The following is a 27,000-nucleotide window of genomic DNA, read 5'->3' as shown; positions in this document are numbered from 1 at the left end:
GGATGAGGGCGCTGGTGGTGCTGCTGGCCGCGGTTGGCGCCGCGGTCGGGGTCGCCGGCCTGACGCTCAAGGCCGAGGACGGCTCGCATCCGATCGCCGACCTGGTCTTCGGCGGCGTGACCGGGCTGCTCTTCCTCGCGGCGGGGGTCGTCGCCCAGTTCCGCAAGCCGGACAACCGCACCGGCCTGCTGATGGTGCTGGTGGGCGCCGGATGGTTCGCGGAGGACCTGCAGTTCTCGTGGGTACCGTGGGTGTTCACCGTCGGCGGGCTGCTCTCGCACGTCTCCACCGCGCTCGGTGCCCACCTCGTGCTGGCGTACCCGGCGGGACGGCTCACGTCGCGGGTGCAGCGGGCGCTGGCCGCAGCCGCCTACCTGGTGGCCGTCGTCTGGCCGGCCTTCGGGATGCTGTTCTGTTCCCCGGCCAGCCGGGGACAGGACAAACCGCCCAACCTGCTGATGATCTGGGACGATCCGCGATTCGTCCAGTTCGTGGTCGACAGCATGGACCTGGCCGGGGGCCTCGTCGCGTGCGGCGTGGTCGTGGTCCTGCTGCACCGCTGGATCCGCGCCGGATGGCCGATGCGGGCCGTGCTCGCCCCCGTCTTCATCACCGGTGTCGCCGGGGCCCTGGCCACCGCCGTGGGCGGGATCGCCGGCTACGACGGGCCCGTCGCCCGCGCCGTGCTGGTGGCCTACAAGGTGTGGTGCTGCCTGCTGCCGCTGGGGTTCCTCGCCGGGGTGCTGCGGGTGCGGATCGGACCCTCGCGCGTCGACTCGCTGCTGGTCGAACTGGGGACGTCCGCCGGCGGATCGGTGCCGACTCTGCGGGCGCTGCTCGCGCGCAGCCTGCGCGACGCTTCGTTACAGGTCGGGCTGTGGGACAACGCGAGTGGATCCTATGTCGACGACGAGGGCCGCCGGATCGCGTGGGCGCACGACGGCGAGTCCCGGGCGGTGACCCGGGTGGCGTTCGACGGTCGCCCCCTCGCGGTCCTGATCCACGACCCGGCGCTGCGGGAGGACCGGGTCAGGCTCGACGCCGTGATCGCCGGTACCGCCGTCGCGCTGGAGCGGCAGCGCCTGGCCGGCGAGATGCTGGCCGAGGTCCAGCGCTCGCGGGAACGGATCGTGGCGGCCACCGACGCGGAACGGCAACGGTTCGGGCAGGACCTGCACGACGGCGCGCAGCAGAACCTCGCGGTCGCGGCGGCGTACCTCAGACAGGCGGTCACCGCGCTCGACGGCCGGGCCGACGGGACGGCGCTGGAGGCGCTGCGCCGCAGCGACCGGGCGCTCAGGGACGTGACGCAGGAACTGCGCGAGATCGCGCACGGCCTGCGCCCGGCCGCGCTCACCGACCTCGGCGTCGTCCCGGCCGTGGAGTCGCTCACCGCGGCGATGCCGATTCCCGTCGAGGTGACCCGCGCCGAGCTGCCCCGGCTGGAGCCGACGCTCGAGTACACGGTGTACCTGCTGGTCAAGGAGGCCTTCGCCAACATGCTGAAGCACGGGCAGGCCACGCGCGCCACCGTACGGCTGGAGTACACCGGCGCCGCCCTGACGGTGTGCGTGACCGATAACGGCAAGGGCGGGGCGAGCGTCGAGCGGGGGCGGGGACTGCTGGGACTGCAGGACCGGGTGCACGCGATCGGCGGCAGCCTCGCCGTGGACAGCCCGCCCGGGGAGGGCACCGTGCTCACCGCGGTGTTGCCGGGGACGACCGTGGAGGAAGCCGACGATGCGCAACGATAGACCCGTCCGGGCCGTGATCGCCGAGGATCACGCCCTCTACCGGGAACTGCTCGTGGAACATCTGCGCCACGAGGGGGTCGACGTCGCCGCGGAGACCGCCGACGCCGTGCGCCTCCAGCGGGCCGTGGCCGCGGCCCGGCCCGACGTGGCGATCATCGACATCCGGCTGCCGCCCGGGCCGGGCCCGACGGGCCTGCACGCCGCCATCGAGTTCAGGCGCGAGCATCCCGACGTCGGCGTGCTGCTGCTGTCGCAGTACGTGGAGGCGCAGTACTTCACGATGCTCGTCGCCGGCGGCATGCGCAAGGTCGGCTACCTGCTCAAGGAGCGCGTGAGCGGCAAGGACGGCTTCGTGACGGCGGTGCGCCGGATCGCCGCGGGCGGCTGCGTGGTGGACCCGGAGATATCCGCGCTGCTGCTGGGCGGCCGGCCGCACCACGGGCTCGCCGGGCTCACCGACCGGCAGGTCGAGGTCCTGGCGCTGATGGCGGAGGGGTTGAGCAACAGCGCCATCGGCGCCCGCCTCAACATCGGCGGCAGCACCGTGGAGACGCACTGCCGCGCGGTCTACCAGGCGCTGGGCATCGAGGACGAGAAGGACACCCACCAGCGGGTGCTGGCGGTGCTGATGTACTGGCGGGCTACTCAGGGCCAAGCATGAGCGCGATCCGCCGGGCCGAGAAGTCGTCCTTCACGACGAAACCGTGGGCGCCGCTGCCGGCGTAGCTCGAGCCGTAATCGGTGATCCGGTGCACGGAGCACAGCACCACCCGGATGTGCGGCCAGGCCGCCCGGATGCCGCGGCACACGGCGAACCCGTCGACATCGGGCAACCGGATGTCCAGCAGCACCACGTCCGGCCGCATCGCCGCGACCATCGCCATGGCGTCCCGGCCGGTCGCGGCCTCGCCGGCGACCTCGAAACCCTCCGCTTCCAGCAGCGTGCGGGCCAGGCGGCGGAACCCGGCGTGGTCGTCGACGATCAGCACGCGGGACGTCACCTCGTCACCTTTGCCGCGGCCCGGGCCGAGTGTCGTCAGGGCTAGCCCTGACGACCGTCGGGACCCCACGGTGCATCGCGACGCGCGCCCGCTCGGCTATCTGCTGATCGCGGAGCTGGCCGGCCTGCTGCTCCTCGACTCGACCTGGGAGCGGACCGGCGCGCGGCTCGCCTCGGAGGCGCACAACTGGTACTGGCTGACGTTCGTCCGCTTCGGCGACGTCTCGGGCGGCTACCCGGTGCTCTGGCTCGCCCTGACCGTCACCGCAACGGCCGCCGTCGCCGTGCCGTCACTCATCCGCCGCCCCCGCCAGCCCCTACCGAAAAGTCGGGCGCTCCGCGCCACGACTTTTCGGACATATACCCCGACGAGCGATATATCCCGTTAAGTCACAACACGCCGCCACCCGGCCGACCGGGCGGCGCGCAACAAGTCTCCACGATCATGCCCAATCACCCACGACACCAACGGTTTTCCATGATCGCGGAGTCTTCTGGTACCAGGAGGTACGTCTTCGCTCCACGATCACGAAAAAGTGCGTGAACGGCGACCACTGCCGCATGATCGCGGAGAGTTATGGTCGCGGGGCCGGCACTCGATCAGCCCGGGCCGGGTCGAACCGACGCCGACGACCGCCGTTCGCGTCCGTGCAGTGCGGATACACGCTGACCCCGGCGTCGACCAGTCGTTCCTGACGATCCGCGGCCGCCCGCTCCCCCGCGATGTCCGGCCTCGTCGCGGGCCTCGTCACCACGGCCAGGAACCACGGCCAGGAACCGGGCCAGGAACCGCGCGTTGTCCTCGCGCCGAGGGCCGCGGCCTCGGCACGAGGCATCCGTGCCCAATCGACGGCCGCCTCGGTGAGCCGTGGCGACGGCCGGTCGCAACTCACGGCGCGGGCCGCCATCCGCGCCGCGCTGCGGACTCGCCGGAGCGGGGCTACGTTGCTGCTGCACAACATCGATTTGTCGATCGGGAGGAATCCGACCTTGTCCGACATCTCCGTAGCACCGGCGGAAGGCCGCCGCCGCCCATCGAAGCGGTTCCTGTTCGTCGCGGTCGCCGCCTTGCTGGCGGCCGCGCTGACCGGCGGGGGCATCGCCTACGCCGCGGTCACGGCGGAGCCGGCGATCAAGACGTTCACGCCGCGCTCCGAGCGCGACGTCACCAACATCGACGTACTGCGCCAGCAACTGCGCAACTACTACGGCGACCCGCTCGGCACGGGCGTCGCCGCCGCCGACAGCAACTACGCCAAGGAGGCCCGCTCGGTCGCCGCCGACGGCCAGCGCTGGCTGGCGAGCCGGCACCATGTCCGCGGTACCAAGGCGATCCTCCTCGACGTCGACGACACCGCGCTCGTGACGTGGAACTACGAGGTGTTCAGCAACTGGGCCTACAACCCGGCCACCAACGCCCAGTTCGTCACCGAGCAGCGCTTCCCGGCCGTCTTCGGCATGGTAGAACTGGCGAAGACGGCCGAGCGCGAGGGCTACGCCATCATCTTCCTGACCGGCCGCGGCGCCGCCCAGGAGGCGGCGACGCTGGGCAACCTGACCGCCGACGGCATCGGCGTGGACGCCGGCTTCCCGAAGCCCACCACCCTCAGCGACGGCGAGGACGGCCTGTTCACCAAGCCCGCCGTCGCCGACTACCCGGACTACCTGAAGACCGCCTGCGCCGCCGACCCGAACGGCTCCTGCACCACCATCCACTACAAGTCGGCCACCCGCGCGCACATCGAGTCGCTGGGCTACGAGATCGTCGCCAACTTCGGCGACCAGTACAGCGACCTCGAGGGCGGCCACGCCGACCGCACGTTCAAGCTGCCCAACCCGAACTACTACCTGCCCTGACCGCCTGAACAATGTTCCGGGACTCGGGTCCGCGTCACGATCTGACCGTTCCTCCCGCGAGACACCGCGCCGGGCCTGCCCTGAACGGGCGGCCCGGCGCTGCCAGGTCCGCGGTGCCAAGACCAACCGGCCGCGCGAGGATCGCGGTCAGGCGCGGCCCAGGACGAGCGTGAATGGGCCGAGTGGACGACGATGCCGAACCATGCGCTGTGGAAGCGCCGGGTCGGGTAGGCCAGCCCTACCGGCCCGGGGCGGGGCCGGGCCTGAGAAGCTGGCGGCATGGTGGCGAGGATCGGACGGTACTGCTTCCGGCACCGCTGGGCGGTGATCGGCGTGTGGCTGGTCGTGGTCGTGCTCGGCGGGCTGGCCTTCGGGCCGGTGTTCGGGGCGATCGCGGACGCGAGCAACCCCAAGCACGTCGAGGCGATCGACGGGCTCGACGCGGTGGCGACCGGCAACGACTCCACCGGTACCGTCATCGGACTGATATCCGGCGTGGACCCGCAGGCCGCCGGCGTCCGCGCGGTCGTCGAGGCGGGGGCGAAGGACGCGCAGGGGCTGCCGGGCGTGCGCGGGGTCGCCACGCCCTACTCGGCCGGGCCGCAGCAGGCGCCGGCCTACCTCGCGACGGACGGCCACGGGCTCCTGGTGGTCGTCACCCTGGCCAAGCTGGACCGGTCCGACCGCGACAGCGTGATCGACGGGGTGCGGGACCGGCTGCACCGGCTCGACGGCGATCTTGCCGCCGCGGGGGTACCGGACGCCACGGTCGAGGTCGGCGGGAACCCGGTGCTCAACGCCGAGCTGCGCGACGGCCAGCAGGCCGACCTCGGGCGGGCCGAGGTGATCTCGCTGCCGCTCACCCTGGTCGTGCTGGTGTTCGTGTTCGGCGGGCTGGTCGCGGCCGGGCTGCCGGTGCTCGCCGCGGCCGTGTCGGTGGCCGCCGCGATGCCGCTGCTGTGGGTGTTCTCCCGGGTCACCGACCTCGACCAGAACGTCGTCACCGTGGTCACGCTGCTCGGGCTCGGGCTGTCGATCGACTACGGGCTGCTGCTGGTGGCGCGGTACCGGGAGGAGGTCGCGGCCGGGTTCGAGCCGGCCGAGGCGGTCGGGCGGGCCTGGGCGACGGCCGGGCGCACCATCTTCTTCAGCGCGCTGACCGTGGCCGCGGCGCTGTCCGGGCTCATGATGTTCTCCATCCACCAATTGAGCGCGCTCGGCGCCGGGGGCGTGTCGATCGCGGTCGTGGCCATGCTCTCCGCGCTCACCTTCACCAGCGCGCTGATCGGCGTGCTGCACCGGCGGATCCGGCCGTCCAAGCGGGCCGCGCGGGCCGACGGCGACGAGCGCGGGTTCTTCGCCGGGCTGTCCCGGGGCGTGCAGCGCCGGCCGGTCCTCATCGCCGTGGGTACCGCCGCGCTGCTGCTGGCGGCCGGCTCGCCGCTGCTGAGCGCCACGATCAAGCTGCCGCATCTGGAAGCGGTACCGCGCAGCATCGAGTCGGCCCGGGTCGCCGACGAGCTCGCCCAGCGCTTCGGCCGCGCGTACCGGCCGGTCGTGACCGTCGTGGCGCGCACCGATCCGCAGCGGCTGGACGCGTACGCGGCGCGGTGGACCGCCGACCCGGCCGTCGCCGGGGTGCAGCCGGCCCAGCCGGCCGGCAACGGGGTGTCCACCGTGGACCTCGTGCTGCGCGGCGGCTCGCAGGACGCGGCGGCGCAGGGGCTGGTGCACCGGCTGCGCGGCGACCGGCCCGAGGGCGTGCGGTCCTGGGTCGTCGGCGACGCCGCGACGCTCATCGACCTCGTCGGGCTGATCACCGACGACCTGCCGGGAGCCGTGTCCGTCACGCTGGTGGCGATGGTGCTGCTGCTGTTCGCGATGACGGGCTCACTGGTCGTACCCGTGAAGGCGATATTGGCCAATGTGATCTCACTCGGCGCCACGTTCGGCGTGATGGTGGCCGTGTTCGAGCACGGCTGGGGATCCGGGGTCCTGCACACGCTCACCGTCGGCGGCCTGGACCCGTTCGTCGTCGTGATCGTGTTCGCGTTCGCCTTCGGGCTGTCCATGGACTACGAGGTGTTCCTGCTCGGGCGGATCAAGGAGTACGTCGAGCGCGGCGACGACACCGACACCGCCGTGCGCCGCGGGCTGCAGCACACCGGCCGGATCATCACGTCGGCCGCGCTGCTCATGGTGGTGGTCTTCGGCTGCTTCGCCGCCGCGGACCTCGGCACGATCGAGGAGCTCGGCGTCGGCCTGCTGACCGCCGTCGTGATCGACGCGACGGTGGTGCGCTGCCTGCTCGTACCGGCGACGATGACACTGCTGGGGCGGTGGAACTGGTGGGCGCCCGGCCCGCTGCGCCGGTTGCACGAGCGCATCGGCCTGCGCGAACACGCCCTCCCGCCCGCTCCGGCGGCGCGCCCGGAGCCCGTCGCCGTCGAATGAGGTGGCGATCACCGCAGGGCCGGTACGCGGCGGGTACTGTGATCGCATGATCGAGAACGTCCACAGCGATCAGGTCGCCTCGCTGCCCCTGCCGCTGCCGCACGGCACCCGCGCCGGCGACTACGTCTTCGTCTCCGGCCAGGTCGCCGTGCGCCCGGACGGCGCCACCGTGGTCGGCGACTTCGACGCCGAGGTCCGCACCGTCCTGGACAACGTCCGCGCCGTCTGCCGCGCCGCCGGCGGCGACCTGAGCGACGTGTGCAAGGTGACCGCGTTCCTGCTCAACGCGACGCTGTTCGAGCCGTTCAACGCCGTCTACCGCGAGTACTTCACCGACCCGCTGCCCGCCCGCTCGACGATCCTCGCCCCGCTGTCCAACCCGGACCTGCGCATCGAGATCGAGGCCATCGCCTACATCCCCCGCGACCGCTGAACGACCTTCCGCTGGGTGAACCAAACCACCACCAGGCCGGCGCCGAAGACGAGACACGGTCCCAGCACGAGCAGCACGGCCTGGGTGGGTCGTGACAGCACCGGCACGGTCGACATGCTGAACGGGAACGGCAGGCCGAACTGGATGCCGGCGAACCCGGCCAGGCCAGTTCCGATCAGGGTGTACACCCGGAGCCGGACGGACCGGTCGACCCCGCTGACCGTGGCCAGAACCAGAACCAGCACGCCGGCGAACGTCACGCCGGCGACAGCGTCGGCGAGCCGCGTCGGGATGGCGAAGGCGACGCCGGGTTGGTAGTACTCCCCCAGGAAGGGAATCGCCGTTGCCGTGAGCGTGGTGGCCGTGGCCGCGCCGGCAAGCAGCCAAAGCCCGCGGCGCCCCAGCAGCTCCAGGCCGCGACCGGCCGGGGCGGACACGCTCAACAACAGGGCGGCGGTGACCGCCAGCAGCACCGGCCACGCCAGCAGGTCGAGCGGCGCGCCGTTGACGCGCCGGGCGGCCTCGACGATCTCGAACAGCACCGCCGCCCAGGCACCCACCGCCGCGGCGATCCACCGGCGGAGCAGCACCGCGCCGCTGACCGCGACCCAGACGGCGGCACGAGGCCAGGCGGAGGCCGGCACGACCGCGAACGTCTCGCCCGTGCGCGCGAGAAAGGCCCCCGCTTCGGCCAGCGGCCGAAGCTGGCGAGCAGCCAGGATCACGGTGACAACCACGGCCAGAACGGCGGCAGCGTCCGCCCACCGCGCCCGGCTGGACAGCCGATCCATGCTCGTCACTCCATTCATAGCCAATGCCTGGATCGTACGTCGCAACCTTCCGAGGTTCCGCGGCGTGCATGCTGTGACGGCGTCGGACGGGAGGCGGCAGCGTGCAGGGGTTCGAGCAGTTCGTCCGGCTGCGGTACACCGAGCTGCTGCACACCGCATACCTGCTGACCGGCTCCGTGGTGGCCGCCGAGGACCTGGTCCAGACGTGCCTGCTGAAGATCATGCCGCGCTTCGATCGGATCGCCGATCCCATGCCGTACCTGCGCCGCGCCATGGTCAACCAGCGGACCAGCTGGTGGCGGGCGCTGCGCCGGGAGCTGCTCGCCGCCGACCCGCCCGAGCGGGCCGGACCCGACCCGGCGCGGGACCTCGCCGACCGCACGGCGCTGGTCGCCGAGCTCGCCCGGCTCCCGGAGCGCATGCGGGCGGTGCTCGTGCTGCGGTACTGGGAGGACCTGTCCGAGGCCGAGACCGCCGAGATACTGGGCTGCTCGGTCGGGACTCCTAAGAAGCGTTAGCTGCTAAGGTCCATTGTAGCAGCTAGGGACGTCGATGGGGAGGCATTACCGATGGTACGTCAGGGCAGGCGGGCGGGGGTCGCGGCGCGGTTCGACAGTAAGGCGGCGTTGCTTGCGGGCGGGTCGGTACCAACGGGCGAGTCAGGACAAGAAGGAGCAGGGCAAAAGCGTCGGCGATCAGGGCAAGCTGAACCTGGCGGAGATCGGCCGTAACGGCTGGACGTGCCCGGCGGGGGCGTCGTTCACCGACAACGACCTGTCCGCGTCGCGGCACGCGAAGAAGGAGCGACCGGACTTCGAGCGGTTGATGGACGCGATCCGGGCGGGCAAGTTCGACGTGTTGGTCGTGTGGGAGATCTCCCGCAACCAGCGTGACCTTGCGGTGTTCGTGCAGATCCGTGATCTGTGCACCGAGGTCGGCATGTTCTTCTGGCTGGTCGGTGGGGTGTTGTACGACCTGCGGGACAAGAACGACCGGATGATGCTCGGGTTCCAGGCGGTACAGGCGGAGTGGTTGGCCGACTCGATCCGCGACAACGTCAAGCGCGGCATCGACGGCGCGGCGGCCGACGGGCGCCCGCACGGGAGGGTGACCTACGGCTACCGGCGGATCTACGACTCGCGGACGCGGGCGTTCCTGCGGCAGGAGGCGGACACCGAGATCCGCTCGGCGACCGCTGAGGACGGCACGGTCAGCGAGTACAGCCGGGCCGGGGTGGTGACGGAGATGTTCGAGAAGGTGACCGGCGGGGTGCCGCTGATCACGATCGAGAAGCAGTTGAACGAGCGGGGGGTTCCGTCCCCGGAGGGGTCGACGTGGCGGCGTGGGGTCATCCGCAAGATGGCGATGAACCCGGCTTACATCGGTAAGCGGGTGTTGCGTGGTGAGGTAGTCGGGGACGGGCAGTGGGACGGGTTGGTGGACGAGGAGACGTACTGGGCGGCCGTCCGCCTCCTCGAAGACCCGTCCCGGACGACGACGCGGGCGGGACGGGCCGTGCATTTGCTGTCCTACGTCGTGCTGTGCGGGGTGTGTGGTGGGCCGACGTCGAAGCAGCCGGTTAAGCGGCGCGGTTGGGTCGGGGTCAACTACTCGTGCCTGTACAGGCGGTGCGCGTCGGTGACCGCGGACGTCCTCGATGAGTTCGTGCAGCGGGCGGTGGTGGCGTGGCTGGCCCGTCCGGAGGTGTTCGAGGAGCTGTCCGCCGACGCCAGCAGTGATGAACAGGTGGCGCACGCGCGTGCGGAGGCGCAGCGGTTGCGGGCGGAGTTGGAGGACTGGCGCAAGCTCGCCGAGTCCGGGGAGGTGACGGCGGTGAGCTTCGCCCGTGCTGAGCGTGGCCTGCTGGGGCAGATCGAGCAGCATGAGGCGACCGCGAAGGAGGCGGGTATCCCGCCGGTGCTGCGCGGGCGGATCGGCGCGGACGCGGTCGCGGCGTGGGCCGAGCTGGGCGACGAGGTGGCGGTGAAGCGCGACATCATCCGCACAGTGGCCGACATTCGGTTGTTGCCCGCTGGGAAGGGTTCGCGCAAGCCGTTCGGCCGACACCGCTTGGAGTGGACGTGGAAGTTCGGCGAGCAGGACGAAACGGCCGCCGCGTAGCGGATGCCGATACACGAACGCCGGGCCGGTAGCGGACTCCGGGCGGCGGAGGGGATCGGACGATGAACGAAGACGACCCGCTGCGGTGGCCACCGCCCAGCATCGGGAACGATCAACAGCGTAGGAACGCCAATGACCTTCCAAATCCGTCATACCCTTCCTTCGCACTCAGCAACAGCAGGTCTACACCAAACACCCATCTGCACACGCATCACGCCTTGCGGACCCTGGGATGGAGCCGGTCTCGTGCTCTTTGTAGGAAGATAAGGTGACCGCGCGAATCGTCGTGATGAGTCGGCTGTCAGAGTGCGTGATGGTATCGAGGTGGTGACTGGGGTGGATGCTGCTGTGCTTGCTGCCGAGGATGTGAGGGTCGCTCGACGGGGTCTGCCGCCGCTGCCGGAACCCGGTCAGGTGGTCGAGGTCCGCGGCTCGACGTGGGCTGTGTCGAACGTTCAGGCGCAGGGTCTTCCGCGTAGCCCGGCCGATGAGTCGGTTGCGCAACTGAGCCATGTCGTCGACCTGCTGTCCCTCGATGAGGGCAGCCTGGGCGCGCAGCTCAGCGTGGTATGGGAACTCGAAGTCGGCCACACTGTTGCCCCAGCGCAGGGCCTCCCAGACGTGATTCAAGCCGATGGCTTTGACGACCCCGAGACGCTTGCTGGCCTCATCGACGCGATGCGGTGGGGAGCCGTCACGAGCGCCGACCCCAACCGCTATCAGGCTCCGTTCTGGTCTGGGGTGAATGTAGAGGCATATCAGCTCGAACCGCTTCGCCGCGCTCTTGGGGCGCCGCGCGCGAACCTCTTGTTAGCCGATGACGTCGGCCTGGGCAAGACGATCGAGGCAGGCTTGGTGATCCAGGAGTTGTTCCTGCGTCACCGTGCTCGCACGGCAATCATCGTGTGCCCGCCGAGCCTGTCGCTGAAGTGGCAGGACGAGATGCGGGAGAAATTTGGCCTGGAGTTCACCATCGTCAACTCCGAGCTGATGGCTGAGGTCCGTCGCACCCACGGTCTGCAGGCCAATCCGTTCCAGATCTTCCGGCGGGTGATCGTGAGCATGGCCTGGTTGCCGCAGGTCCGGGCCCAGCGCCTCCTGCGCGATATCTACGCACAGGCCACGAACCCCAAGACCGGCAGCCGGTACGCGTTCGACATCCTCGTCGTCGACGAGGCCCACCATGTGGCGCCTGCGAGTCCCTCGATGGTCGCTGGCGGGCGTGGGTACGCGGTGGACACCCAGCGCACGATCGCCGTGCGGCAGCTCGCGGAGAAGTGCGAGCATCGTTTGTTCCTGAGCGCCACACCGCACAACGGGCACCCCGAGTCGTTCACGGCGCTGATGGAGATGATCGACCGACGGCGGTTCGCTCGTGGCGCGAACCTCGACGCCAACGCGCTTAAGGACGTGACGGTCCGGAGGCTGAAGGGGGATCTGACTGGTAAGGGATTCAAGAAGCGCCAGGTCGGGGCGATCGATTTCGACCCGTCGGAGTCCGAGCAGCAGATGTTCTCGCTGCTGGACGAGATCGTCACCAAGAGCGCACGTTTGAACGGCACTAAGCCCGGCGGGGACATCGTAACGATGCTGCTGAAGAAACGGTTCCTGTCCAGCCCGTTCGCCTTCGGCATGACCCTGAGCCACTACCTGTCATCGAAGGCCGGCCGCGGGCTGTCCGACGACGAGTACGACGACATCTTCGGTGAGGGCCAGTCCGACGAGGAGGAGGGCTTGTGGGAGCAGGACGAGGCGGAGAGGCTGCGCGAGTCGAAGGGCTCCGACCCGCTCGTCGGAGCTGATCCCGGCGAGCTGGAGGCGCTGATGAACTGGGGTCTGGGCTATGAGAGCCGCGCTGACTCCCGTCTCGATCGGCTTGTCGGCTTCCTCGACGCGAACTGCCGTCCCGACGGGAAGCGCTGGACCAACGAGCGCGTCGTCGTCTTTACCGAGTACGCGCACACCGTCGACTGGATCACCCGCGTGCTGCGTCAGCGCGGCTACAGCGACGACCGGCTCGCGGTGATCCAGGGCTCAACCCCGCCGGACCAGCGTGAGTACATCCGCTCCCAGTTCACCGCCGACCCGTCGAAGGAGCCGGTGCGTGTGTTGCTCGCCACCGACGCCGCCGGTGAGGGCATCGACCTGCAGACCTACTGCCACCGACTGGTCAACTTCGACATCCCGTTCAACCCGTCCCGGCTCGAACAGCGCATCGGCCGCATCGACCGGTACGGCCAGACCGAACAGCCGCACGTGTTCCACTTCCTGCCCGTACGGGACTCCTCCACCTACGGCGCCGACCTGAAGTTCATGCAGATCATCGCCCGCAAGATCGCCCAGGTCGAGTACGACCTCGGCTCAGCCAACCAGGTCGTCGGTGACGAGATCCAGAGCCACTTCGGTCGCCGCGCACGGACGACGAAGAAGTCCAGGGGCATCGACACCAACGAGGTCATCAACGCCGCCTTGGCCGGCGGCATGGAACTCAACGCCCGCCTCACCCAGCTGGAGCAGGGCTACGACGACCAGCGCATCGAGATGCACCTCGACCCGGCCAACTTACGGCGTGTGGTCGACACTGCGCTCCGGCTCAACCACCAGGAAGCCCTGATCCCGGACCATGAGTTCGCCCAGGACACCGACGCCGAGGTCTTCACCGTGCCGCCGCTCACCACGGGCTGGCGCGACACTCTTCGCGGCCTCGACACCCGCCTCGATCCGGGTGTGCTGCGACCCATCACCTTCGACCCGGATGCCGCCGAAGGCAGGGCCGACCTGGTTTACGTCCACCTTGGTCACCCGATCGTACAGAAGGCCCAACGACTGCTGCGCCGGTCGTTGTGGAGCGTTGATTCGACTCTTCGGCGCGTGACGGCAGTGGTCGTGGACGACCTCGATGAATCGTTCGTCGCCGCCGTGACCCGCATGGTTCTCGTCGGGCGCGGCGGCGTGCGTCTACACGAGGAGGTCTTCCTCGTGGGCGTGCGACTGCGCGGACGCCGTGCGATGGCAGAGGAGCGGGCAGAGGCGGCACTCGACAAAGCGCTTGACCGGAAGAACCTCACCTTGGCCGATCAGCGGGTCCGTGACCAACTGTGCGACCTGTGGAACGTGCCCGATGCCCCGCTGCGCCTGCGGCTGGAGGAGTCGATGCGCAGCCGCGCCGACCGCCGACACGACCTGGTCACCGAGCAACTCGCCCGGAGGCAGGCCGCGGACGTGCAGCGGGCGACAGAGATCTTCGCCGCGTTCCGCGCCAATCTCCGCGACTCGCTCACCCGCCTCCGTGCCGAGGAAGACGCAGCGGCCGGGCAGCTGTTCACCGACCCTGATCAGCAGCGGCAGTGGCGGCGCGACATCGAGGCCATGGCCCGCCGACTGGACGAGCTCGACGACGAACAAGGGCGCGAAATCTCGGCCATCCACGACCGCTACGCGGAGGTCAAGCCACATACGACCGCAGCCGCCGTTGTGTTCGCCCTGACCCGCGGCGACGCTGACGGGTGGCGAGAGTGATGATGCGCCGTTACAACACTCGACGCCCAACGAGCGTTGCCGACCAGCACCGCGTCTGGCTCGAACTCGTCGACATGGACGGCCCGTTCCTCGCCGTTTCGCCGCTCAAGCGCGTTTGGCCCCAGGGCATGCCCACGCTGTCCGATGCCCGCAAGACCGCGTTGGTCGACGCCCGCAAGGATTTCGAGGCCGCGTGGGAGCGCCTCGACCGTGCACCAGACTCCGAGCAGGCCCTGGACGCCTACCGCGTCGTGCGCGACAAGTGGGTCGAGACGATCCTGCGCGACGTCGTGGGCTGGGCCGAATCGCTGTCGTGGGGCGACGTACCAGGCGTGGAGGCGCACTCACCCAACCGGGCCGTCGCTGTCCGCGCACAAGCTTCACTCGACGGCCCCGACGGCGTCGGCGCGCTCGTCCACGTCGTGGATCCCGTCGAATCGCTGCGTGAGACCCCCGGTGACCTCTGGGCGGCCAACCCGATCGACCGCGTCGAGGCGATGCTGCGCGAGAACCGCATTCCGATCGGCATCGTCACCGACGGCCGATGGTGGGGACTTGTCTGTGCCCGCCCGGGAGCCATGGTGGCCTCCGGCATCGTGGACGCGCTGACCTGGATCGAAGAACCACGCACCCGGGACGCGTTCCTCACCCTGATCGGCCGGCCGTACCTGATCGGTGGCGACCCGAAAGACCGCCTCCCAGTGCTGTTCGAGGAGTCGGTAGCCGCAGCCGAGGAGATCACCGAGGCCCTGGGTGCCCAGGTGCGGCGAGCCGTCGAGCTGATCATCCAGTCCTTCTCAGAGTCGGCTGCCGACGCCCGACGACGCAACCTTCCACACCCGCTGTCGGCGCGCCCGCACGACAGCTACGAGACTGCCGTCACGGTGATGATGCGCGTCGTCTTCCTCCTGTTCGCCGAGGAGCGCGGCCTGCTGCCCTCTGGCGAACTGTTCGACCAGGGCTACGGCATCGCCAGCGAGCTCGATCAGCTCATCGCACGCAGGACCGAGGAAAGCGAGGAAGCCCTCGACTCCACCTCGTTGACCTGGCACCGGCTTCTTGCGACCAGTAACGCCCTCTACCGCGGCGCGTCCTTCGAGAACATCCGTATGCCCGCCTACGGCGGCTCCCTATTCGACCCGGCCCGGTTCCCGTTCCTCACTGCCACGACCGAGCAAGGCACCCTGGCGGTTACAGTCTCGGATCGGGTCATGCTGCACGTCCTGCAGTCCGTGCAGATCGCCGATATCAGAGGCGAAGCGCGGCGCATCTCCTTCCGCGACATCGACGTCGAGCAGATCGGCTACATGTATGAGGGCCTGCTCGGCTACACCGCCGTCGTCGCCAACGAGGTCACCGTCGGTATCAAAGGCAGCTTGGGCGAGGAGCCCGAGATCCCGCTCTCTAGGCTGGAAGAGCTCGCCGAACGGCATCCGGACCGCAAGAAGTTCGCCGACGCTCTCCGCGCCTGGGTGGAGCAGGACCAGCCGTCCGCCAAGCCCCCGTCGCAGGCTGCCATCGCGAAGGCCGTGGGCGCCGACGTGGATCCGAGCATCGTCAGCGCGCTGACCCAAGCCGTCGGTGACGACTTCCCCCTCCGCGACCGCGTCAGGCCCTGGCTCGGCCTGATCCGCCTCGATCTACGCAAGCGGCCGTACGTCGTGTTCGGCGGCGGCCTGCTCGTCAAGGAAACGCCGTCGCGGAAGAACGCCGGCGCCCACTACACCCCGAAATCGCTCGCCGAAGAGGTCGTTCTCCACGCCCTCCAACCGCTCTGCTACACGCCCGGCCCGCACCAGACAGCCGATCCGGCGGCATGGAAGCTCAAGTTGCCCCACGAGATCCTCGGCCTCAAGGTCGCCGATATCGCCTGCGGCTCCGGGGCATTCCTCGTCGCCGCCGCCCGCTACCTCGCCGAGCGCGTTGTCGAAGCCTGGACCATCGAGGACCCTGCGAACGCAGCCCGCAAGGACCTCTATACCCTCGCCATCCGCCAGGTCATCGCCAAGTGTCTCTACGGCGCCGACATCAACGACATGGCCATCGAGATGTGCAAACTCTCGCTATGGCTCGTATCCCTCGACCGTAACCTGCCGTTCTCGTTCGTCGATGACAAGGTCTTCCTCGGCAACTCCCTGCTCGGCCTCACGAAGCTCGACCAACTTCGAAACCTCCACATCGATCCGAGCAAGGGAACCAAGTGGGTCACCAAGAGATTGGCCTCCGGCACCGACCTCACGTACGTCGTCGACGTTGACGTCGACTCGATCATCGCCAAGGCTGTCGCCCTCCGCGAGAACCTTGCGTCGCCGGTCGACGACGCCGACCCGGCCCGCTCCAGCGCGGCGAAACGCCGCCAGCTCGCGCAGTTGCGCGAGGTGACGGCAGACTTGCGGAAGATCGCAAACGGCGTCATCGGGGCAGGCCTGCCTCTCGGCGGCAAGCCCGGCAAGACGCTGGATGCCGCGTACGAGGACTTGCGCATGGCTACCAGGAACGCATACCCAGGCACGGCCGGTGGTGGCTCCGACAGCGGATGGCTCGAAACAATCATCGACCGGGGCCTCACGCCCGCTGTCGAGACCGACTACGAGCGTTGGCAACCACTTCACTGGATCATCGAGGCCGCCGACGTCATGGTCGACCACGGCGGATTCGATGCCATCATCGGCAACCCCCCGTTCCTTGGCGGACAGAAGCTCACCGGCGCCATGGGCACTCCAGTCCGCGACTGGTTCGTCAACGTCCTCTCCGAGGGCCGCCGAGGCAGCGCCGACCTCGTCGCCTACTTCTTCCTACGTGTCACCTCGCTTCTGCAGGCGAACGGCACGCTCGGCCTGATCGCCACGAACACCGTCGCCCAGGGCGACTCCCGCGAGGTCGGCCTCGACGCCATAGTCGCCGCCGGCTTCACCATCACCCGCGCCATCCAGTCCCGCTCCTGGCCCGCCGCCAGCGCCAACCTCGAATACGCCGCCGTATGGGGCTCCCTCGGCTCGGTCGCCGACGCGGTCCCGCGTATGGCCGACGACGTGCCGGTCAGCCGCATCAGCACCCTGCTCGAACCGCAAGGCCGTACCGCGGGCAATCCGATCCGCTTGATCGAGAACGCCAGTATCGCCTTCCAGGGCTGCATCGTGCTTGGGATGGGCTTCGTGCTCGACGAGGCTGAAGCGCAAGAGTGGATTGCCACCGATCCACACAACGCCGAGGTGCTCTTTCCCTACCTCAACGGCGAAGATCTCAACTCCCGCCCCGACACATCAGCCTCACGCTGGGTAATCGACTTCAACGACCGCACTGAACCAGCAGCCGCTACCGACGCTGAACTGTCGGGGTGATCACGGTGGTTGGGGTTCCAAGGCGAGGCCCGTTTCGGCGATGAAGGCGTCGAGGAGGCCGGCCCGGTACTGCATGCGCTTGAGCCGGGTCCGCACGAGTGCGGCGAGTTGGCCGGTACTGCAGGCGGCGAGGTTGCCCAGCCCGCGTTTGAGATGCGACCACACGCCCTCGGCCGGGTTCAGTTCCGGCGTGTACGCGGGCAGCTGGACCACGGTCAGCCAGTCGTGGGCCTGCACGAACGCCCGCATCACCGCGCTGACATGGTGATTGATGTTGTCCCACACGACGATCAACGGTGCCCGCAACTGGGCGTGGACCGCGGTCAGCAGCCGCATGTAGTCGGCCTCGCCCAGGCCCTTCGGCTCACGCTTCCGGCCGCGATACACGTGAATGCGGAAGAACAGCCGCGTCCGCAGCCCCGGCCGGGTAGCGATCAGCCCGGCCATCGACACCCGGCCCGACCCCTTCCCCGACACCGGCACCGCCGGCGTGTCCCCGCGCCGCGACCAGGTACGGGCCTTCGGCGGCCGCAACGACTGCCCGGCCTCGTCCTCGAAACACACCCACGCCCCGAGCGCGCGGGCCGTCATCTGAGGCGCGGCCACGTCTCCTCCCGCCACGCCACGGCCGCCGCCTCGTCCCGCTCCACCGCCCGATGCACCGGCACCTGCGGCGACCAACCCATCCGGTGCAGCAGATACGACACGCCCCGCTCGGTGTAGCGCACATGGAACAGCCGGCCAATCAGCACCGCGATCCGCAGCAGCGTCCACCGCTGATCCTCGACCCAGCCGTGCGCAGCCGGACCCCGCTTCAACTCAGCCCGCAACCGGGCCAGCCGTACCGCATCCAGCCGGCACCGGCCACCGCTGGGACCCCGGGACCGCAACCCGTCCCGTCCGTCACGGCGCCAGGTCTGCTGCCACTGATAGGCCGACTTGGCCGACACCCGCAACACCGCGGCGACCCGCCCGGCCGGCACCTGCTCCTCGAACAGGTCCGCGGCCTGCATCCGCACCAGCTCACGGCGGGCCCGGCCCTTCGCGTTCAGCCCGCCACCATCGGCGTACCTCACACTCCTGGTATAGATCCCCGCCAGGCCCGGGTCACGCCGACACGCCGGACCGACATCGACTCACCTCGACACTTCGGCCTCAGTACGCGTGCCGACAGGACAGGTAACGAGCGAGCAAGTGGTCGTGTTTGCCTCCGATGGCTACAGCGTTCAGGCAGTCTTGTCATCAAGCCTGCATCAGATATGGGCGATCACCTACGGCTCGGGCATGCGGAACGACCCGCGGTACACCCCTTCCGACGTATTCGAGACGTTTCCCCGCCCCGAATCCACAGATTTTCTGGAGGAGATCGGCCGCGTCCTCGATGGTGAACGGCGCGAGATCGGGACTGTAAATTTAACGGTGTAACTCGGACAAAGGGGACACCGGGATGACGATGACAGTGGTACCGAAGAGCGATGCGCCGGCGGATGGGCCGGGGTTGGTCGATGTGGTCGACGACGAGCTCGTCGCGCGGTTGGCTGGGCAGGCCCGGGCGCGGGGGGTGAGCCTGGTCGGTGAGGGCGGCTTGTTGCAGCAGTTGACGAAACGGGTCCTGGAGGCGGCGCTCGAGGGTGAGCTGGACTCGCATCTGGGTTCGGGGAAACACGAACGTGCGGGGCGCACGCCGGGCAACGCGCGCAACGGGCGGCGGGCCAAGACGGTGCTGACCGAGGCCGGGCCGGTCGAGGTGGACGTGCCGCGGGACCGGGACGGGTCGTTCACGCCGCAGATCGTGCGTAAGCGGCAGCGGCGGCTGTCCGGTGTGGACGACCTCGTCGTGTCGCTGACCGCGAAGGGACTGACCACGGGTGAGGTGTCGGCGCATCTGGCCGAGGTGTACGGGGCGTCGGTGTCGAAGGAGACGATCTCCACGATCACCGACCGGGTCCTGGACTCGATGGGTGAGTGGCAGTCCAGGCCCCTCGATCGGGTGTATCCGGTGGTGTTCATCGACGCCATCCAGGTGAAGATCCGCGATGGGCAGGTCGCGAACCGGCCGATCTATGTAGCGTTGGCCGTGACGGTGGACGGGCACCGCGACATTCTGGGCATGTGGGCCGGGGAACACGGCGACGGTGAGGGCGCCAAGTTCTGGCTCCGCGTGCTGACCGACATCCGCAACCGTGGCACGAGCGACGTGTGCATCGTGGTGTGTGACGGGTTGAAGGGCCTGCCCGATGCGGTCGCTACGGTGTGGCCGAAGACGGTGGTGCAGACGTGCATCGTGCACCTGTTGCGCAATTCGTTCAAGTACGCGTCCCGCAAGGACTGGACCGCGATCGCCGCGGCGCTCAAGCCGGTCTACACCGCACCCTCGGAGCAGGCCGCGCTGGACCGGTTCGCCGAGTTCGCCGCCGCCTGGGAGCACAAGTATCCGGCGATCGTGCGGCTATGGACCAACGCCTGGGCGGAGATGGTGCCGTTCCTGGCCTTCCACACCGAGATCCGGTCGATCATCTGCACCACCAACGCCATCGAGAGCCTCAACGCCCGGTTCCGCCGCGCGGTCAACGCCCGCGGCCACTTCCCCAACGAGCAGGCCGCGATGAAGATCCTCTACCTCACCGTGATCAGCCTGGACCCCACTGGCCGTGGCCGGCAACGCTGGTCCAACCGGTGGAAGTCGGCGCTCAACGCGTTCGAGATCACCTTTGACGGACGCCTCTCCAATCCACGTACATAGACAACCATCACCACTACAGCTCAGACCTGAACAACACTTCCACCGTTAACTTGACAGCCCCGCGAGATCATGCTTCGACGCAGTCTCGGCCTTACGAGGCTCTATAACATGGTCAACGACGCTGAACTAAGCGACGATGCCGACCGCGATGTTGCTCGGATACGAGCACTGCATGTGGATATTGACCATGGGGTTTTGGACGCATATGGCTGGTCTGACTTCACGCCTGGCCACGGCTTCCATACATTTAGGAAGATGCAGCGATGGACAGTGAGCCCGGCGGCACGGATCGAGATCCTAGACCGACTCCTCGACGAGAATCGCCGCCGAGCCGAACGGCAGCGGCAGAAATCTGGGGGCGCCGCCTTCGGGGCCGGTGAGCTCGACGACGACGGAGCGCTCTTCTGACCCATCCAGGTGAGGTCTCAGCTCCAGTCGAAAAGAGTGAATTCGCCAAGTGGCACGCTACCGCTTCCTGTGGAGCTTCGGCCACTGGGCTGAGCCCCTGCACGGCGATGATTCTCCAGCAACAGGCGGTCAAGGACTTCGACGCGGGCGGCTGGGCCGATTGTCCAGCGCACAACTTGTCGGTACATATCGAAGCCGTGGTCGAGACGAAGGTCATCCCATCCATACGCGGCCACGGTCGCTTCGTCGACCTCGACTTGAAGATCACGCAACCGATCGACGTCCCTGTCTCGCCGGGTTCCGGGGTCGTTGGTCAGGTTGTACAGCTTCGTCAGGCCGAGGCCGCGCCGGAGCATGATTTCGCGCCGCTCGTCGTCCAGCAAACGCCCAGCAGCGTCGAGCCAGTCAGTTGTGGCGGGGAGGGGGAATGTCTCGAATACGTCGGACGGTGTATAGCGAACCCGGGTCTCCAGGGTCGAGCCGTAGGTGATCGCCCATATCTGATGCAGGCTTGATGACAAGACTGCCTGAACGCTGTAGCCATCGGAGGCAAACACGACCACTTGCTCGCTCGTTACCTGTCCTGTCGGCACGCGTACTGAGGCCGAAGTGTCGAGGTGAGTCGATGTCGGTCCGGCGTGTCGGCGTGACCCGGGCCTGGCGGGGATCTATACCAGGAGTGTGAGGTACGCCGATGGTGGCGGGCTGAACGCGAAGGGCCGGGCCCGCCGTGAGCTGGTGCGGATGCAGGCCGCGGACCTGTTCGAGGAGCAGGTACCGGCCGGGCGGGTCGCCGCGGTGCTGCGGGTGTCGGCCAAGTCGGCCTATCAGTGGCAGCAGACCTGGCGCCGTGACGGACGGGACGGGTTGCGGTCCCGGGGTCCCAGCGGTGGCCGGTGCCGGCTGGATGCGGTACGGCTGGCCCGGTTGCGGGCTGAGTTGAAGCGGGGTCCGGCTGCGCACGGCTGGGTCGAGGATCAGCGGTGGACGCTGCTGCGGATCGCGGTGCTGATTGGCCGGCTGTTCCATGTGCGCTACACCGAGCGGGGCGTGTCGTATCTGCTGCACCGGATGGGTTGGTCGCCGCAGGTGCCGGTGCATCGGGCGGTGGAGCGGGACGAGGCGGCGGCCGTGGCGTGGCGGGAGGAGACGTGGCCGCGCCTCAGATGACGGCCCGCGCGCTCGGGGCGTGGGTGTGTTTCGAGGACGAGGCCGGGCAGTCGTTGCGGCCGCCGAAGGCCCGTACCTGGTCGCGGCGCGGGGACACGCCGGCGGTGCCGGTGTCGGGGAAGGGGTCGGGCCGGGTGTCGATGGCCGGGCTGATCGCTACCCGGCCGGGGCTGCGGACGCGGCTGTTCTTCCGCATTCACGTGTATCGCGGCCGGAAGCGTGAGCCGAAGGGCCTGGGCGAGGCCGACTACATGCGGCTGCTGACCGCGGTCCACGCCCAGTTGCGGGCACCGTTGATCGTCGTGTGGGACAACATCAATCACCATGTCAGCGCGGTGATGCGGGCGTTCGTGCAGGCCCACGACTGGCTGACCGTGGTCCAGCTGCCCGCGTACACGCCGGAACTGAACCCGGCCGAGGGCGTGTGGTCGCATCTCAAACGCGGGCTGGGCAACCTCGCCGCCTGCAGTACCGGCCAACTCGCCGCACTCGTGCGGACCCGGCTCAAGCGCATGCAGTACCGGGCCGGCCTCCTCGACGCCTTCATCGCCGAAACGGGCCTCGCCTTGGAACCCCAACCACCGTGATCACCCCGACAGTTCAGCGTCGGTAGCACTTCATGCGCTGATACAAGAGCTAGCATCCCACGGCCGGTTGCGCCAGGTTCACCAACTCCTTGACGTCGCGTACGAACATCACGCCACCGACGTTGATACCCTGGAAAACCTTCAGGCCGGTCATCTCCTCGCCGCCGCACTGGCGCAATTCGGCCGGCACGCGGAAGCGGAAGCACTGTTCGACTCGCTGACAACGAGGTGGCAGCAGCGACTCGCCGCACCGACCGACACGGCGCCGCCCACCGCACCCAACCGCATCAAGCTCTCGCTTGCGCCGAAACCTGCCGAAGCGTCGCCACACCAGATAGGCGAGCAGCAGTCCGATCCACCGGCAACCAGTGTCGTTGAATTGCTACTAGACCTCCCGCCAGCGTTCGGCACCGCACTCACCCTGTCCTGCACCGGGTTTGATGGAGACATCGAAACCTGGGAGGAATACCAGCGATGCCTGCACCGAAGAAGTACCCCGATGAGTTGCGTGAGCGTGCGACCCGGTTGGCGGTCGAGGCCCGCCGGGACCCGGTGTCGGCGGTGGGCGCGATCCGGCGGGTCGCCGATCAGCTCGGGGTGCATCCGGAGGCGTTGCGGACGTGGGTGAAGCAGGCCGAGACCGATGCCGGTGTGCGGCCTGGCAGCACCAGCAGCGACGCGGAACGCATCGCCGCGCTCGAACGGGAGGTGCGTGAGCTGCGGCGGGCGAACCAGATCCTGAAGTCCGCGGCGAGTTTCTTCGCGGCGGAGCTGGACCGTCCGTCGCGATGAAGGTCGATTTCGTCGACTCCCAGAAGGAGCAGTACGGTGTCCAGCCGGTCCTGCAGGCGCTTGATGGCACGCCGGCACAGATCGCACCGTCGACGTACTACGCGGCCAAGACCCGCCCCGCCAGCGCCCGGTCCCGGCGCGACGAGGAACTGACCGCGCTGATCGAGCAGGTCCACGCGGAGAACTACGGCGTCTACGGGGCCCGCAAGATCTGGCACGAGCTGCACCGGCGTGGTGTCCGGGTGGCCCGCTGCACGGTCGAGCGGCTGATGCGCGCAGCCGGGCTGCGCGGGCTGCTGCGTGACAGGTCGCCGCGCACGACCCGGCCTGCAGCCGAGACCAGCCGGCCCGCTGACCTGGTCAGACGGGACTTCACCGCAGCCGGTCCGAATCAGCTGTGGGTCGCTGACCTGACCTACGTGCGCACTGCCGTGGGCTGGGTGTACGCCGCGTTCGTGCTCGACGTGTTCTCCCGCATGATCGTCGGCTGGCAGGTATCGACGAGCCTGTACACCGACCTCGCGTTGGACGCGTTGAAGATGGCCATCTGGCGCCGCGAGAACCAGGGCACTGACCTGGACGGACTCGTTCACCACTCCGATTACGCCGAGTTCTGCGTTAAGCCGAGGGATCGTGGGATGGTCGGTGCCGGAAGGGTTGTCGTGTCTGATTCCTCGGCTTAACGACGGCATGTCATCGGAGGCTGTAGAGGGCCTGGAGCCTGTCCTCGGTGAGTGGCTGCGCGGCTGGCGAGTCGATTGCAGGCGTGGCCGCCTCCACGGCTTGTCGCATCATGTCGATGGTGGCGAAGGCGTAGAACGCTGCTGTGGTCGACATGTTCTCGTGGCCGAGGAGCCGCATGATGACGGGCAACGGGATGCCCTGCTGGTAGAGGTCCATGGCCTTGGTCTTGCGCAGTATGTGGCAGTGGATGTTGTTCGGGATCGAGGGGCAGCTCTGCCGTGCGGCTGTGGCAGCGTGCGTGAGCACTGCGGCGACGGTATCGGTCGACAGCGCTGTTGGCTTGCCGTTGTGCAGGCTGTAGAACACCGGCCGGGTCGCGGGAAGCTGCGTCGTGCCTGGGTGGAACTCGGCGAGGTAGGCGCCCAGGTGCTCGATCGTCTTGCCGGTGAGGGGGACGATGCGGGTCTTGTTCCTTTTGCCGGTGAGGACGACGTGTCCGGGCTTGCCCAAGCGGAGGTCCTGCAGTGTCAGGCGGGTGATCTCACCGACGCGGGCCGCGGTGTCGTAGAGCAAGATCAGCAGCATCCGGTTGCGGCGCGATTTCGCGGTGCGGCCGGTGCAGGCGGCGAGGACGGCCCGTGTCGCGGGTTCGGTGAGGTACTCGATCGGTTTCCGCGCGCTGGCTGGCGTGCGTAGCGCCTTGGCTGCCTGACTGAGCGCGACGAGGGTGATGTCCTCGGCGGAGCAGTAGGTCAGGAACGCTTTGACGCTGGTCAGCCGCAACGCGATGGTCCTGGGCGCGTAGTGCTGCTGGTCGGCCATCCAGGCCAGCCAGCTTTTCAGGTGTGGCCGGTCGAAGTGGTCGAAGCCCACGTCGGGGCGGTCGATGTGCTCGTGTTCGGCGAGGTAGTGCAGGAAGCATTCCAGGCTGATCCGGTAGGCCTCGATCGTGTTCGGTGAGCGTCGGGCCACGGTGGGCAGGTAGGTGTGCAGGTAGTCCCGGGCGAAGCGGTAGAAGTCCGGGGCGCCGGTTGCCGGGTCACGTTTCATCGAACCCGACCTCCGGTAGCAACGACTGGCTCGTGGCGGTGAGGTCGGCGTAGGCGTGCAGGAACTCCGGCGAGGTGTGGATGTAGTAGAAGCTCGACTCGATGTCCGCGTGCCCCATGTAGCGGGCCAGGTAGGGAAGCATCGCCATGACGTCCTTGCCTTGGGCCATCCATCGTTCGACGTTGGCGTAGGCGAAGTGGTGGCGGAAGTCGTAGGGCCGGGGCTGCTGACCGCCCACCGGTCGTGGGAGACCGGCCTGGTCCCAGGCACGGTTGAACATCTTCCCGACGGTCGCGGCGGTGACCTGGTTGCCGGCCGCGGAGACGAAGAATGTGCACCGCGTTGGGCCGAAGCGTGCGCGGGTGACCCGGTCGCAGCCGGCCAGGATCTCGGCGACTTCGCCGGTGATAGGTAGGCGTCGGGAGCGGTTGCCTTTGGAAGCCACGATGTCGAGGTGCCGGTCGCGAAGGTGCACGTGTTCGGGGCGCAGCAGGCGGGTTTCCCCGGTCCGCAGCCCGCAGGAGTGCATCAGCGTGAAGAACGCGACCGCCTGCCACCGCCACGGGGAGGCGGCGTTCAGCGTTGCGGCGGCCGCGAAGAACGCCTCGATCTCGTCCCTGGTCAGCAGGTAGGGGTGGGCGGGGACGACTGCGGCCTTCCACCGATCGGACAGGACGTAGGCGTCGCGCTGCCCGTGGGCCTGCAACCAACGGCCGACGTCGCGGATGTAGGACATCCAGGACCGGTACCGCCCTGAGCGGGTCAGCTGCTGGCTGACCCATCCCTCGACCGTGTCGCGGTCGAAGACGGTCCGCTCGTGTGTGGTGCAGTAGACGTCGAACTGCTTCAGGTACCAGATCCGGGAGACGCCGTAGAAGCCCATCTTCTCCTTGAACGCGAGGTAGGCCTCCAGTTGCGGTGCGAAGGCACTGGTGAAGCGGCGGGCGTTCATGACCGCATTCCGACGGGGACGTCGAGGACGCAGTCGAGCAGACGGTCCTCATCGACGCTCAGATACAGGTCAGTCGATTCCGGGCTCGTATGGCCCAGCACGGCCGAGATCGTCGGCAACGGGACCGCCGCGCGCAGCAGCCGCGACGCGGCGTTGTGGCGCAACAGGCGAGTACCGGCCCTCACGTCGGTGACGCCAGCCTTGCCGAACACGGTGGCGATCACCCGGTGGATCGATGCGTGGTCCGACAGCCGCGTATGTGGCGCCACGCAACGCAGGAACACGTGGTCGTCGGGCGAGTCCGGCCGTTGATCCAGAACGTAGTCGGCGAGCCTGCCGACCAGCAGATCGGTCAGCGGCACGGTCAGCGGGTTGTGCGTCTTCTGCTGCACGATGTCGGCGGTCCGTGCGCGCCAGTCGATGTCGGCCAGCCCCAGGTTGATGATGTCGCACGCGCGCAGCCCCGTCGTCATCGCGAGCAGGGTGATCGCGGCGTCCCGCGCGGCGATCGCCGGTGTCGCGCATGCGTGCACGACCAGGCGTTCAACCTCGTCGGAAAGCACCGGCAGGATCGCGTGGGAACGCCTGACCCCGGCCAGCCCGGCCGCGTCGACCAGGTCGTTGCGGCCGGTGAACTTCAAGAACGGCCGGAAGTTCGACAGCACCCAGAACAGCGACGACGTCGCCCACGTGCCTGTCAACGAGTCCAGAAACCCCAGAACGCTGGACCCGTCGGCGCCACCGAGGCAGGCGATCCCGCGCGCCTCCAGAAACACCAGGTAGGCGCGGCATACCCGGCCGTAGGCGTCGCGGGTGGCCAGCGCCAGGTCACGGTCGGCCATGTCGGCGTCCCACGCGGCAGCCAGCGCGGTGAACTCGCGCGAGACCGGTCGTGAGCCACCCCCGCCACGCTTACGGCACGACAACTCCACCCGGCCGGTCAGCATGTAGGCGTCGAACACCCCGATCAGCCGGCTGTAGTCGAAGCTGCGCTGCGCACTGAACCTGCCAGTACGCGGACTGATCGTCATCGACGCGAACGCAGCACCCAGGGCAGGCGAGTAGACGCCACCGCACTCCGCGGCAAAACACGTCAACGCTTTGATCGACTTCCTGTACTGGCCGATCGTCGACTCCATGTAGCCGGCTGCCCGCAACTCCGTGACAACAACCGACCCGATCCCTGTGACCGTCGTATCCATGGCCGTCTCCTCTCCGCAACGCGAATGGACACGACGGACGGTAGCCACCAACCGCAGGATCGTTAAGCCGAGGAATCAGCCAGGGCCACCCGGCCACCACAGGCCATCCCACGATCCTCGGCTTAACGCAGAACTCGGCGTA

26 protein-coding genes are annotated in these 27,000 nt (G+C 68.7%); 17 read left to right on the top strand and 9 right to left on the bottom strand.

Annotated elements, in window-relative coordinates:
• Nucleotides 1-2: 2 nt before the first annotated feature.
• Together ACQPXD_RS15965 and ACQPXD_RS15960 are read left to right on the top strand one after the other, a co-directional pair.
• A complete protein-coding gene (locus ACQPXD_RS15965) occupies nt 3-1,754 on the top strand; it encodes a sensor histidine kinase (RefSeq protein ID WP_432843864.1) in 1,752 nt (583 codons plus the stop codon).
• Entirely contained in the window at nt 1,741-2,415 is a 675-nt protein-coding gene (locus ACQPXD_RS15960; protein ID WP_432839088.1) for a response regulator transcription factor, read from the top strand. Before ACQPXD_RS15965 ends, ACQPXD_RS15960 begins: the two co-directional genes overlap by 14 nt.
• Here the strand turns inward: ACQPXD_RS15960 and ACQPXD_RS15955 are convergent.
• Nucleotides 2,396-2,755: a response regulator gene (locus ACQPXD_RS15955; protein ID WP_432839086.1), complete on the bottom strand. Its 360-nt coding sequence runs from the start codon at nt 2,753-2,755 to the stop codon at nt 2,396-2,398. The genes ACQPXD_RS15960 and ACQPXD_RS15955 overlap by 20 nt on opposite strands.
• A 70-nt stretch (nt 2,756-2,825) precedes the next feature.
• Here ACQPXD_RS15955 and ACQPXD_RS15950 point away from each other — a divergent pair, with 70 nt between their 5' ends.
• The 4 genes from ACQPXD_RS15950 (at nt 2,826) to ACQPXD_RS15935 (ending at nt 7,498) form a co-directional block, all read left to right on the top strand.
• Nucleotides 2,826-3,143, top strand: coding sequence for a hypothetical protein (locus tag ACQPXD_RS15950; protein ID WP_432839084.1), 318 nt, complete (start codon nt 2,826-2,828; stop codon nt 3,141-3,143).
• Between the two features lie 601 nt (nt 3,144-3,744).
• Nucleotides 3,745-4,611, top strand: coding sequence for an HAD family acid phosphatase (locus tag ACQPXD_RS15945; RefSeq protein WP_432839083.1), 867 nt, complete (start codon nt 3,745-3,747; stop codon nt 4,609-4,611).
• A gap of 279 nt (nt 4,612-4,890) precedes the next feature.
• A complete protein-coding gene (locus ACQPXD_RS15940; RefSeq protein ID WP_432839081.1) occupies nt 4,891-7,065 on the top strand; it encodes an MMPL family transporter in 2,175 nt (724 codons plus the stop codon).
• Nucleotides 7,066-7,111: 46 nt separating this feature from the next.
• Nucleotides 7,112-7,498 (top strand): RidA family protein, encoded by a 387-nt coding sequence (locus ACQPXD_RS15935; protein WP_432839079.1) that lies wholly within the window; start codon nt 7,112-7,114, stop codon nt 7,496-7,498.
• On the opposite strand, the gene ACQPXD_RS15930 is transcribed toward ACQPXD_RS15935, so the two are convergent.
• Nucleotides 7,477-8,289, bottom strand: coding sequence for a hypothetical protein (locus ACQPXD_RS15930; RefSeq protein ID WP_432839077.1), 813 nt, complete (start codon nt 8,287-8,289; stop codon nt 7,477-7,479). The two genes, ACQPXD_RS15935 and ACQPXD_RS15930, sit on opposite strands and share 22 nt — an antisense overlap.
• 101 nt (nt 8,290-8,390) lie before the next feature.
• Between ACQPXD_RS15930 and ACQPXD_RS15925 the strand changes: the two genes are divergently transcribed.
• The 4 genes from ACQPXD_RS15925 to ACQPXD_RS15910 all read left to right on the top strand — a co-directional run bounded on the left by ACQPXD_RS15925 (nt 8,391) and on the right by ACQPXD_RS15910 (nt 17,270).
• Nucleotides 8,391-8,807, top strand: coding sequence for a SigE family RNA polymerase sigma factor (locus ACQPXD_RS15925; protein WP_432839075.1), 417 nt, complete (start codon nt 8,391-8,393; stop codon nt 8,805-8,807).
• A gap of 34 nt (nt 8,808-8,841) precedes the next feature.
• Nucleotides 8,842-10,410 carry a recombinase family protein gene (locus tag ACQPXD_RS15920; RefSeq protein ID WP_432839073.1) on the top strand — a complete coding sequence of 523 codons (1,569 nt, stop codon included), beginning with the start codon at nt 8,842-8,844 and terminating at the stop codon, nt 10,408-10,410.
• Nucleotides 10,411-10,746: 336 nt separating this feature from the next.
• A complete protein-coding gene (drmD, locus tag ACQPXD_RS15915; protein ID WP_432839071.1) occupies nt 10,747-13,929 on the top strand; it encodes a DISARM system SNF2-like helicase DrmD in 3,183 nt (1,060 codons plus the stop codon).
• Complete coding sequence (locus tag ACQPXD_RS15910) at nt 13,929-17,270, top strand: DNA methyltransferase (RefSeq protein WP_432843862.1); 3,342 nt, start codon at nt 13,929-13,931, stop codon at nt 17,268-17,270. Before drmD ends, ACQPXD_RS15910 begins: the two co-directional genes overlap by 1 nt.
• Here ACQPXD_RS15910 and ACQPXD_RS15905 read toward each other — a convergent pair whose 3' ends face one another.
• Together ACQPXD_RS15905 and ACQPXD_RS15900 are read right to left on the bottom strand one after the other, a co-directional pair.
• On the bottom strand, nt 17,271-17,876 hold the full coding sequence (locus ACQPXD_RS15905; RefSeq protein WP_432825686.1) for a transposase: 606 nt from the start codon (nt 17,874-17,876) through the stop codon (nt 17,271-17,273). It lies immediately after the preceding gene.
• Nucleotides 17,858-18,346 carry a winged helix-turn-helix domain-containing protein gene (locus tag ACQPXD_RS15900; RefSeq protein ID WP_432838539.1) on the bottom strand — a complete coding sequence of 163 codons (489 nt, stop codon included), beginning with the start codon at nt 18,344-18,346 and terminating at the stop codon, nt 17,858-17,860. Before ACQPXD_RS15900 ends, ACQPXD_RS15905 begins: the two co-directional genes overlap by 19 nt.
• Before the next feature lie 118 nt (nt 18,347-18,464).
• Between ACQPXD_RS15900 and ACQPXD_RS15895 the strand changes: the two genes are divergently transcribed.
• The 3 genes from ACQPXD_RS15895 to ACQPXD_RS15885 all read left to right on the top strand — a co-directional run bounded on the left by ACQPXD_RS15895 (nt 18,465) and on the right by ACQPXD_RS15885 (nt 20,421).
• On the top strand, nt 18,465-18,695 hold the full coding sequence (locus ACQPXD_RS15895; protein ID WP_432839069.1) for a hypothetical protein: 231 nt from the start codon (nt 18,465-18,467) through the stop codon (nt 18,693-18,695).
• A 28-nt stretch (nt 18,696-18,723) separates the two neighbouring features.
• The gene (locus tag ACQPXD_RS15890) at nt 18,724-20,013 is read left to right on the top strand and encodes an IS256 family transposase (RefSeq protein ID WP_432843860.1); all 1,290 of its coding nucleotides are present in this window, start codon (nt 18,724-18,726) and stop codon (nt 20,011-20,013) included.
• A 108-nt stretch (nt 20,014-20,121) separates the two neighbouring features.
• Nucleotides 20,122-20,421, top strand: coding sequence for a hypothetical protein (locus ACQPXD_RS15885; RefSeq protein ID WP_432839067.1), 300 nt, complete (start codon nt 20,122-20,124; stop codon nt 20,419-20,421).
• Nucleotides 20,422-20,438: 17 nt separating this feature from the next.
• Here ACQPXD_RS15885 and ACQPXD_RS15880 read toward each other — a convergent pair whose 3' ends face one another.
• Nucleotides 20,439-20,984, bottom strand: a complete 546-nt coding sequence (locus ACQPXD_RS15880; protein WP_432839065.1) for a hypothetical protein — start codon at nt 20,982-20,984, stop codon at nt 20,439-20,441.
• Nucleotides 20,985-21,102: 118 nt separating this feature from the next.
• Between ACQPXD_RS15880 and ACQPXD_RS15875 the strand changes: the two genes are divergently transcribed.
• Both ACQPXD_RS15875 and ACQPXD_RS15870 read left to right on the top strand, forming a co-directional pair.
• On the top strand, nt 21,103-21,591 hold the full coding sequence (locus tag ACQPXD_RS15875; RefSeq protein ID WP_432838539.1) for a winged helix-turn-helix domain-containing protein: 489 nt from the start codon (nt 21,103-21,105) through the stop codon (nt 21,589-21,591).
• Nucleotides 21,573-22,178, top strand: a complete 606-nt coding sequence (locus ACQPXD_RS15870) for a transposase (protein WP_432825686.1) — start codon at nt 21,573-21,575, stop codon at nt 22,176-22,178. The genes ACQPXD_RS15875 and ACQPXD_RS15870 overlap by 19 nt, the downstream gene beginning before the upstream one ends.
• A gap of 49 nt (nt 22,179-22,227) precedes the next feature.
• Here the strand turns inward: ACQPXD_RS15870 and ACQPXD_RS15865 are convergent, their stop codons facing one another.
• Entirely contained in the window at nt 22,228-22,368 is a 141-nt protein-coding gene (locus tag ACQPXD_RS15865; protein WP_432839063.1) for a hypothetical protein, read from the bottom strand.
• Between the two features lie 284 nt (nt 22,369-22,652).
• Between ACQPXD_RS15865 and ACQPXD_RS15860 the strand changes: the two genes are divergently transcribed.
• Together ACQPXD_RS15860 and ACQPXD_RS15855 are read left to right on the top strand one after the other, a co-directional pair.
• Nucleotides 22,653-22,970 (top strand): transposase, encoded by a 318-nt coding sequence (locus ACQPXD_RS15860; protein WP_432839061.1) that lies wholly within the window; start codon nt 22,653-22,655, stop codon nt 22,968-22,970.
• Complete coding sequence (locus ACQPXD_RS15855) at nt 22,967-23,653, top strand: IS3 family transposase (protein ID WP_432839059.1); 687 nt, start codon at nt 22,967-22,969, stop codon at nt 23,651-23,653. Before ACQPXD_RS15860 ends, ACQPXD_RS15855 begins: the two co-directional genes overlap by 4 nt.
• Nucleotides 23,654-23,663: 10 nt before the next feature.
• Here the strand turns inward: ACQPXD_RS15855 and ACQPXD_RS15850 are convergent, their stop codons facing one another.
• From ACQPXD_RS15850 to ACQPXD_RS15840, 3 genes are read right to left on the bottom strand one after another with little or no spacing between them, the layout of a single operon-like run.
• Entirely contained in the window at nt 23,664-24,704 is a 1,041-nt protein-coding gene (locus ACQPXD_RS15850; RefSeq protein ID WP_432830766.1) for a tyrosine-type recombinase/integrase, read from the bottom strand.
• Nucleotides 24,694-25,656 carry a tyrosine-type recombinase/integrase gene (locus tag ACQPXD_RS15845; protein ID WP_432830768.1) on the bottom strand — a complete coding sequence of 321 codons (963 nt, stop codon included), beginning with the start codon at nt 25,654-25,656 and terminating at the stop codon, nt 24,694-24,696. The genes ACQPXD_RS15850 and ACQPXD_RS15845 overlap by 11 nt, the downstream gene beginning before the upstream one ends.
• Nucleotides 25,653-26,858 (bottom strand): site-specific integrase, encoded by a 1,206-nt coding sequence (locus ACQPXD_RS15840; RefSeq protein ID WP_432838638.1) that lies wholly within the window; start codon nt 26,856-26,858, stop codon nt 25,653-25,655. Before ACQPXD_RS15840 ends, ACQPXD_RS15845 begins: the two co-directional genes overlap by 4 nt.
• Between the last annotated feature and the right edge of the window lie 142 nt (nt 26,859-27,000).

The organism is Dactylosporangium sp. CA-092794 (genome assembly GCF_050948465.1).
In the GTDB taxonomy this organism is placed as follows: domain Bacteria; phylum Actinomycetota; class Actinomycetes; order Mycobacteriales; family Micromonosporaceae; genus Dactylosporangium.
Note: the sequence above shows the minus strand (reverse complement) of the source record. Positions and strands in the feature narration are given on the sequence as shown.